We start from the raw sequence: 6,178 nt of genomic DNA on the forward strand, positions 1-6,178 counted from the left end.
TTACGCCTCGATCCGATTTGCGGATCGGAGCCGGGCGAAGCTTCTGGCCAGCAGTCTTGACACATGCATCTGGGAGACGCCCAACTCCTGGCTGATCTGCGACTGCGTCAGATTGTTGTAGTAACGCAGCATCAGAATGCGCTGTTCCCGCTCGGGCAGTTGTACGAGGAGATGGCGGACCAGATCGCGGTGCTCGACGCCCGCGAGCGCGGGGTCCTCGTAGCCGAGGCGGTCCAGCAGGCCGGGCAGTCCGTCACCCTCCTGGGCTGCCTCCAGCGAGGTCGCGTGGTACGAGCGTCCCGCCTCGATACAGGCCAGTACCTCGTCCTCGGAGATCTTCAGCCGCTCGGCGATCTCGGCGGTCGTGGGGGAGCGGCCATGGGCCGTCGTCAGGTCCTCCGTGGCGCCGGTGACCTGGACCCACAGCTCATGGAGGCGGCGCGGCACATGGACAGTCCGTACGTTGTCGCGGAAGTACCGTTTGATCTCGCCGACGACCGTCGGCATCGCGAAGGTCGGGAACTGCACGCCGCGGTCCGGATCGAACCGGTCGATCGCGTTGATCAGACCGATCGTGCCGACCTGGACGACATCCTCCATGGGCTCGTTGCGGCTGCGGAACCGGGCGGCGGCGTAGCGGACCAGCGGCAGATTGGCCTCGATGAGCGCCCCCCGCACCCGGGTGTGTTCCTCGCTGCCCGGTTCCAGGTCCTTGAGCTGGGCGAAGAGCACCTGGGTCAGCGCCCTGGTGTCCGCGCCCCGGCTCTGCGTGGCGGGGCGTGGCTCGGTCTCGATCTGGGGGGGCACTTGAGGCGCTGTACTGGCCGGCACGGTCACGCCACCCCTTTGCGGTCGACTACGTCAACTCATCCGTCAAAAGCGGTCATAGCATCACAAGACATGTCCGCTGTGCGCAAGCACCCGTTAAAACCGTGTTGGCGGGAAGTTGCGGCAAAATAGCCAAAAACCCCACACCGAAAAGGTGTGGGGCAGGGGAGGCGGAGGGCTCAGAACTCGTAGTCGGCGATCACCCAGGTGGCGAACTCCCGCCACTGGCCGACACCCGCCTGATGGGCCGGGTGGCCCAGATAGCGCTGGAGCGCATCCTGGTCGGAGACCGCCGAGTTGATGGCGAAGTCATAGGCGATCGGCCGGTCGCTGATGTTCCAGGCGCACTCCCAGAACTCCAGCTCGGGAATCTGCTCACCGAGCTTCTCGAAGGCCTGCGCGCCGGCGATCACCCGGGGCTCGTCACGTGAGACGCCGTCGTTGAGCTTGAAGAGGACCAGGTGGCGGATCAAGGGGGCACTCCTTGGGGGACGGCCTGGCCGCAGGGTGCTCCCGTACGGCCGCTTTCGTGCGGCGCGGGGGTTCGCAGGTTCGTACAGCCGTCTTCCGGCCGTTCTTCGGCTACTTGATGAGTTCGGACATGAACTCACCGACGCCCTGGGCGGCGCTCGAAATGCCCTCGAACCCTACCTGGACGAGATCGGCGGCCCGAGCCGGGGACGTGATGATCGTGTACAGCACGAACACGGCGAGCGCGTAGAGCACGAATTTTCTCACTTGCCCCATGGGTCGCTTCCTCCCCTGCCGTCCCCAGTGCAATCGCGCGAGAGTCTAACCGTATGAACGCCAATGCTCGGAGGCCGTACCCGTACCTATACCGAAAGGCCCCCGACGCGCCGCACCGGGCCCCTCCCAAGAGCGGCAACGCAGGGATTCACCCCGCCTGCGCGACCCGTTTCACCTGCGTTTTTCCCCGAGGGCGGGACATACCGCCCTGTTTCTGTCTCTGCCGCGACCAGCTGCGTCCTGCGCATCCGACCTCTGCCGCTTCCCACGCGGCACTGCCGCACGGCAAGAAGGGGCTCCGTCCGGGCGACATTCGCCCGTCCTCTTGGTGGTGGATCCGGTCTGGCGGCTGTATCTGACGTGGCTCGTCATGGTGGCGGACTTGATCGTCGGCGACGTGGCGGGGCCTGGGGATCGTCTTCGGGAGGTGCAACGCGCCTCGTGCGCGGGGCAGTTGTGCTTCCGGTGGCTGTCGTGCCGTACGCAAAACACCCTCCCGATCGCGTTTCCGCAGGTCGGGAGGGTGTGAAAGCGGTAGCGGAGGGATTTGAACCCTCGGTGAGTTTCCCCACACTCGCTTTCGAGGCGAGCTCCTTCGGCCGCTCGGACACGCTACCGGGAGAGAGCTTAGCCCACAGTGGGCCGTGGACCGAAATCGGTATCGCGCCACGGCGATCGATGAGGCGGGGGAGGGGAGTCGGGGACGGCCGGCGGGGGGCCGGCCGGTGGAATCCGGGTCCGCAGAAGTCCGGACGGACCGTCGGGTCAGCGCTCGCGGAAGAACGCCGTCAGCAGTGCGGAGCACTCGTCCGCGAGCACTCCCTGGATCACCTCGGGCCGGTGGTTGAGCCGTCTGTCCCGTACGACGTCCCAGAGCGAGCCGACCGCGCCGGCCTTCTCGTCGAGCGCGCCGAACACCACCCGGTCCACCCGGGACAGTACGAGCGCTCCCGCGCACATCGTGCACGGCTCCAGGGTCACCACCAGCGTGCAGCCGGTCAGCCGCCAGGCACCGACCTTCCCGGCCGCCCTGCGGATCGCCAGGATCTCCGCATGGCCGGTCGGGTCGCCGGTCGCCTCGCGTTCGTTGTGGCCCGTGGCGAGCACCGTGCCGTTGGGTGACAGCACGACAGCGCCCACCGGCACATCGCCGGAGCGGGCCGCCCGTGCCGCCTCGTCCAGGGCGAGGCGCATGGACGCCCGCCACGGATCGCGCACGGGATCGCGTACCGGGCCGGGTTCCGGCACCGGGTCGTACCCGATCACTAGCGGACGGTCTCCAGTACCTCGGCGGCTCCCAGAGCCTCCGCGATCTCGGCCATCGCATCGGTGTCGAGCGCCAGCAGATCCGCCTCGGACAGCCCGAGGTCGCTGAGAATCTCACGGTCGCCGACGGCTCCCGCCGGCACGGTCTCCCCGTCGGTCACGGGGCTGTCGTTGTCGTCGTCCTCCTCGTCGTTCTCGTCCGGCTCGCCGTCCTCCGTGCCGTCGAGGTCCAGCGCGTCCAGGTCGTCGGCGGGGTCGTCTTCATCCCTGCCGAGCAGTTCATCAATGAGGATCTCCCCGTACGAGGAGCGTGCGGCCGCGGCCGCGTCGGAGACATAGATACGAGGGTCTTCCTCGCCCTCCACACGGACGATGCCGAACCACGCATCCTCCTGTTCGATGAAGACGAGCACCGTGTCCTCGTCAACCGAGGCCTCACGGGCCAGGTCGGTGAGATCCGACAGGGTCTCCACATCGTCGAGCTCTGTATCGCTCGCTTCCCACCCGTCTTCGGTGCGCGCGAGCAGTGCGGCGAAGTACACCGTGACTCTCCCACTGGTCAGAGGTGTGACGATCCGGCGGTGCGCTGCTCTGCCCCGCCTATCGGAATCGTGGCAGAAACGAGCGCTTCGCGAGAGGTCTTCCACCGTTGCGTCGTCAGGCCATTTTATTAGGACCCTGTTCGGCCCCCTGCACTCGGCCCGCACATCGCGCCCGCGCGCCGCCCGCACATCACCCTGCGGACCGGCGTGGCTACCAGCGGAAGGTGCGCATCCGCATCTGCTGGCGCATCCGCGCGGCGCGGGCCCTGCGGGGCTTCACGCGCTCGCGCAGGGCCTTGGCCTCATTCAGCTCCCGCAGGAACTGCGCGCGCCGCCGACGGCGCTCCGCCGCCTCGTCCTCGTCCTCATCCCGCGGGACCCCCCGTTCCTGGTCTTTTTCCTGTTCTTGACCCTGCTCCCGCTGATTCCGGTCCGGCATCGACGCCTCCCCGCCCCAGGCTTGGTCCTCAGCTCCTTCCCTCGTGAGCGGGGGTTGATGCCCCGGCCTTGGTGGCAGCGCGTACGGCCTTGGCCCCCGGTTACTGTGTCGCCATGCGGATTCATGTCGTCGACCACCCGCTGGTGGCGCACAAACTCACCACGCTGCGCGATCGGCGCACCGACTCAGCGACCTTCCGGCGGCTCGCCGACGAACTGGTCACCCTGCTGGCGTACGAGGCCACGCGGGAGGTACGGACCGAGCAGGTCGGCATCGAGACCCCGGTGACGGCCACGACGGGTGTGAAGCTCTCCTACCCGCGCCCCCTGGTGGTGCCGATCCTCCGGGCGGGCCTCGGCATGCTCGACGGGATGGTGCGGCTGCTGCCGTCCGCCGAGGTGGGCTTCCTCGGGATGATCCGCAACGAGGAGACGCTCCAGGCGTCCACCTACGCGAGCCGGATGCCCGAGGACCTCTCGGGCCGCCAGGTCTATGTCCTGGACCCGATGCTGGCGACGGGCGGCACGCTGGTGGCGGCGATACGGGAGCTGATCAAGCGCGGCGCGGACGATGTGACGGCCGTGGTGCTGCTCGCGGCGCCCGAGGGCGTCGAGGTGATGGAACGGGAACTGACGGGCACGCCGGTGACGGTCGTGACCGCGGCGGTCGACGAGCGGCTGAACGAGAACGGCTACATCGTCCCGGGCCTCGGCGACGCGGGCGACCGCCTCTACGGGACCGCCTCTTTCTAGGACACGGTTCGCCTCCGGGGCGCGCGCACTCCGTCCGCCCCGCTCACCCCGCCCGCTTCGGTCACCCCGTCCGCCCCGGGCGCGAAGACGTACCGGCTACGCCCGGCCGCCGGCGAGTGAGCCGAAGGGGCGCGTCGGTGCCGAAAGGGAGAGCGCGCGCAGGCCCCGAGGAACGAGGGGGCGAGCACGGTCGACCGTCGGCATCGACAGAAGGCGCCCCGGAGGCGAACCGAGCCCCCCAAGAAGGGGGGGCGGGCTCAGTGTTTCTGGGGTTGTGGTACCGAGTTGCGGGGCTGTTGGGCCGGGTCCGCGGCGCAGCCGGAGTCCTTGGCCGTCGTGCTGACCAGTGTGGCCAGCGCCTCGTCCGCGTCCTTCTGTACGTTCAGGCTGGTGAAGGTCGCTCCGAGGAGCAGATCGACGTCCGTCCTCTTGCGCGCGTCGGTCTTCGTCGTGGCGCCCTTCAGCTGGGTGCCGAGCACGGTGAGCTCTTTGTTCCAGGAGGACTTCGAGCCCAGCAGTATCCCGGCGCCCGGGATCTTCTTGTCGTACTTGGCGGGGGCGTTGCCCACCTTGCCGATGAGGAAGCCGCGCTTCTTCAGCTCGTCGGCCGTGGTCTTGGCCAGACCGGCGCGCGGCGTCGCGTTGTAGACGTTGACCTTGATCTGGCCCGGTTTGGGCAGGGCCAGGGCCGATGCCGTGGCGGCGTTGCAGCTCTGCTTCCGGCCGGCGGCGGTGAGTTTCTTGCCCGCTTCGCCGGAGAAGACATCGATGAGCTGCATGGTCCCCCAGCCGGCCAGGCCGAGGGCGACGATTGCGGAGGTGCCCGCGAGTACCAGCCTGCGGCGGTGCCGGGGGCGGCTCATCCGTGGGTACTTGTCACCCGTGATGCGGTACTTACCGCCCAGGCCGGGGGGAGTGAGCATGCTCATGTGCGCAGCGTAGTGCGCACCAATGACCAGGTCCTACTAAATGATCAACGGGTTGAGCTGTCCGGGGTGGGAAAGGCCCTGAAAGGCGCAGTCATCACCCGTACGGCCCTGCCGTCAGCCCAGATCCAGCTCCAGCACACGCGCGTGCAGCACCTGGCGCTGCTGGAGCGCGGCGCGGACGGCGCGGTGCAGCCCGTCCTCCAGATAGAGATCGCCCTGCCACTTCACGACATGCGCGAACAGGTCTCCGTAGAAGGTGGAGTCCTCGGCGAGCAGCGTCTCCAGGTCCAGTTGGCCCTTGGTGGTCACGAGCTGATCGAGGCGGACCGGGCGCGGCGCGACATCCGCCCACTGCCGGGTGCTTTCCCGGCCGTGGTCGGGATACGGCCGCCCGTTACCGATGCGCTTGAAGATCACACGGAAAGCCTACCGGGCGACCGGCTCCGGGCGCAGCCATGGCGTCGGAGTACAAAGGTGGCAATCCGTGTCGTAGCGGGAGCAAAGCGTGAGTGGAACCCATTCGTCCGCCCGGTCTCCGCGGATCGGTCGCGGCCGACGCGGCCGATTCGGTGACGCGGGCGCGTACTCGGAAGCGGAACGCCGTGGGCGCGGAGGCTCCGCGCCGCCGGGGGCGGGGCGCCGGGCGGGGGGTTCGGCGGGCGGGGTGGGCGCGCC

Annotated in this window: 9 protein-coding genes and 1 tRNA gene; 1 reads left to right on the forward strand and 9 read right to left on the reverse strand. The window is 68.7% G+C overall.

Annotation, left to right across the window (positions count from 1 at the left end; genetic code table 11):
- The 7 genes from ACWGDX_RS20740 to ACWGDX_RS20770 form a co-directional block, all read right to left on the reverse strand.
- The gene (locus tag ACWGDX_RS20740) at nucleotides 1–831 is read right to left on the reverse strand and encodes an RNA polymerase sigma factor SigF (protein WP_382850933.1); all 831 of its coding nucleotides are present in this window, start codon (nucleotides 829–831) and stop codon (nucleotides 1–3) included.
- Between the two features lie 176 nt (nucleotides 832–1,007).
- Entirely contained in the window at nucleotides 1,008–1,301 is a 294-nt protein-coding gene (locus ACWGDX_RS20745) for a Dabb family protein (RefSeq protein WP_453627528.1), read from the reverse strand.
- 109 nt (nucleotides 1,302–1,410) lie between these two features.
- On the reverse strand, nucleotides 1,411–1,575 hold the full coding sequence (locus ACWGDX_RS20750) for a hypothetical protein (protein ID WP_453627530.1): 165 nt from the start codon (nucleotides 1,573–1,575) through the stop codon (nucleotides 1,411–1,413).
- Nucleotides 1,576–2,107: 532 nt separating this feature from the next.
- A tRNA-Ser gene (locus ACWGDX_RS20755) sits at nucleotides 2,108–2,192 on the reverse strand.
- Nucleotides 2,193–2,340: 148 nt separating this feature from the next.
- On the reverse strand, nucleotides 2,341–2,769 hold the full coding sequence (gene tadA / locus ACWGDX_RS20760; RefSeq protein WP_363081613.1) for a tRNA adenosine(34) deaminase TadA: 429 nt from the start codon (nucleotides 2,767–2,769) through the stop codon (nucleotides 2,341–2,343).
- 71 nt (nucleotides 2,770–2,840) lie between these two features.
- Nucleotides 2,841–3,383: a tRNA adenosine deaminase-associated protein gene (locus ACWGDX_RS20765; protein WP_453627532.1), complete on the reverse strand. Its 543-nt coding sequence runs from the start codon at nucleotides 3,381–3,383 to the stop codon at nucleotides 2,841–2,843.
- A gap of 211 nt (nucleotides 3,384–3,594) precedes the next feature.
- Nucleotides 3,595–3,822: a hypothetical protein gene (locus ACWGDX_RS20770; RefSeq protein WP_363081587.1), complete on the reverse strand. Its 228-nt coding sequence runs from the start codon at nucleotides 3,820–3,822 to the stop codon at nucleotides 3,595–3,597.
- A gap of 113 nt (nucleotides 3,823–3,935) precedes the next feature.
- On the opposite strand from ACWGDX_RS20770, the gene upp reads away from it, so the two are divergent.
- Complete coding sequence (upp, locus tag ACWGDX_RS20775) at nucleotides 3,936–4,574, forward strand: uracil phosphoribosyltransferase (RefSeq protein WP_453627534.1); 639 nt, start codon at nucleotides 3,936–3,938, stop codon at nucleotides 4,572–4,574.
- Between the two features lie 257 nt (nucleotides 4,575–4,831).
- Here the strand turns inward: upp and ACWGDX_RS20780 are convergent, their stop codons facing one another.
- Nucleotides 4,832–5,503, reverse strand: a complete 672-nt coding sequence (locus ACWGDX_RS20780) for a LytR C-terminal domain-containing protein (RefSeq protein WP_453627536.1) — start codon at nucleotides 5,501–5,503, stop codon at nucleotides 4,832–4,834.
- Nucleotides 5,504–5,617: 114 nt separating this feature from the next.
- Nucleotides 5,618–5,920: a type II toxin-antitoxin system VapB family antitoxin gene (locus ACWGDX_RS20785; RefSeq protein ID WP_023540426.1), complete on the reverse strand. Its 303-nt coding sequence runs from the start codon at nucleotides 5,918–5,920 to the stop codon at nucleotides 5,618–5,620.
- Between the last annotated feature and the right edge of the window lie 258 nt (nucleotides 5,921–6,178).

It is taken from the genome of Streptomyces sp. NPDC055025 (assembly GCF_053608565.1).

What these genes read in the sequence shown, in the direction of transcription:
- ACWGDX_RS20750 (WP_453627530.1), bottom strand. Translation starts at nt 1,575, where the DNA reads ATGGGGCAAGTGAGAAAATTCGTGCTCTACGCGCTCGCCGTGTTCGTG.
- upp (WP_453627534.1), top strand. Translation starts at nt 3,936, where the DNA reads ATGCGGATTCATGTCGTCGACCACCCGCTGGTGGCGCACAAACTCACC.
- ACWGDX_RS20770 (WP_363081587.1), bottom strand. Translation starts at nt 3,822, where the DNA reads ATGCCGGACCGGAATCAGCGGGAGCAGGGTCAAGAACAGGAAAAAGAC.
- tadA (WP_363081613.1), bottom strand. Translation starts at nt 2,769, where the DNA reads ATGCGCCTCGCCCTGGACGAGGCGGCACGGGCGGCCCGCTCCGGCGAT.
- ACWGDX_RS20780 (WP_453627536.1), bottom strand. Translation starts at nt 5,503, where the DNA reads ATGAGCATGCTCACTCCCCCCGGCCTGGGCGGTAAGTACCGCATCACG.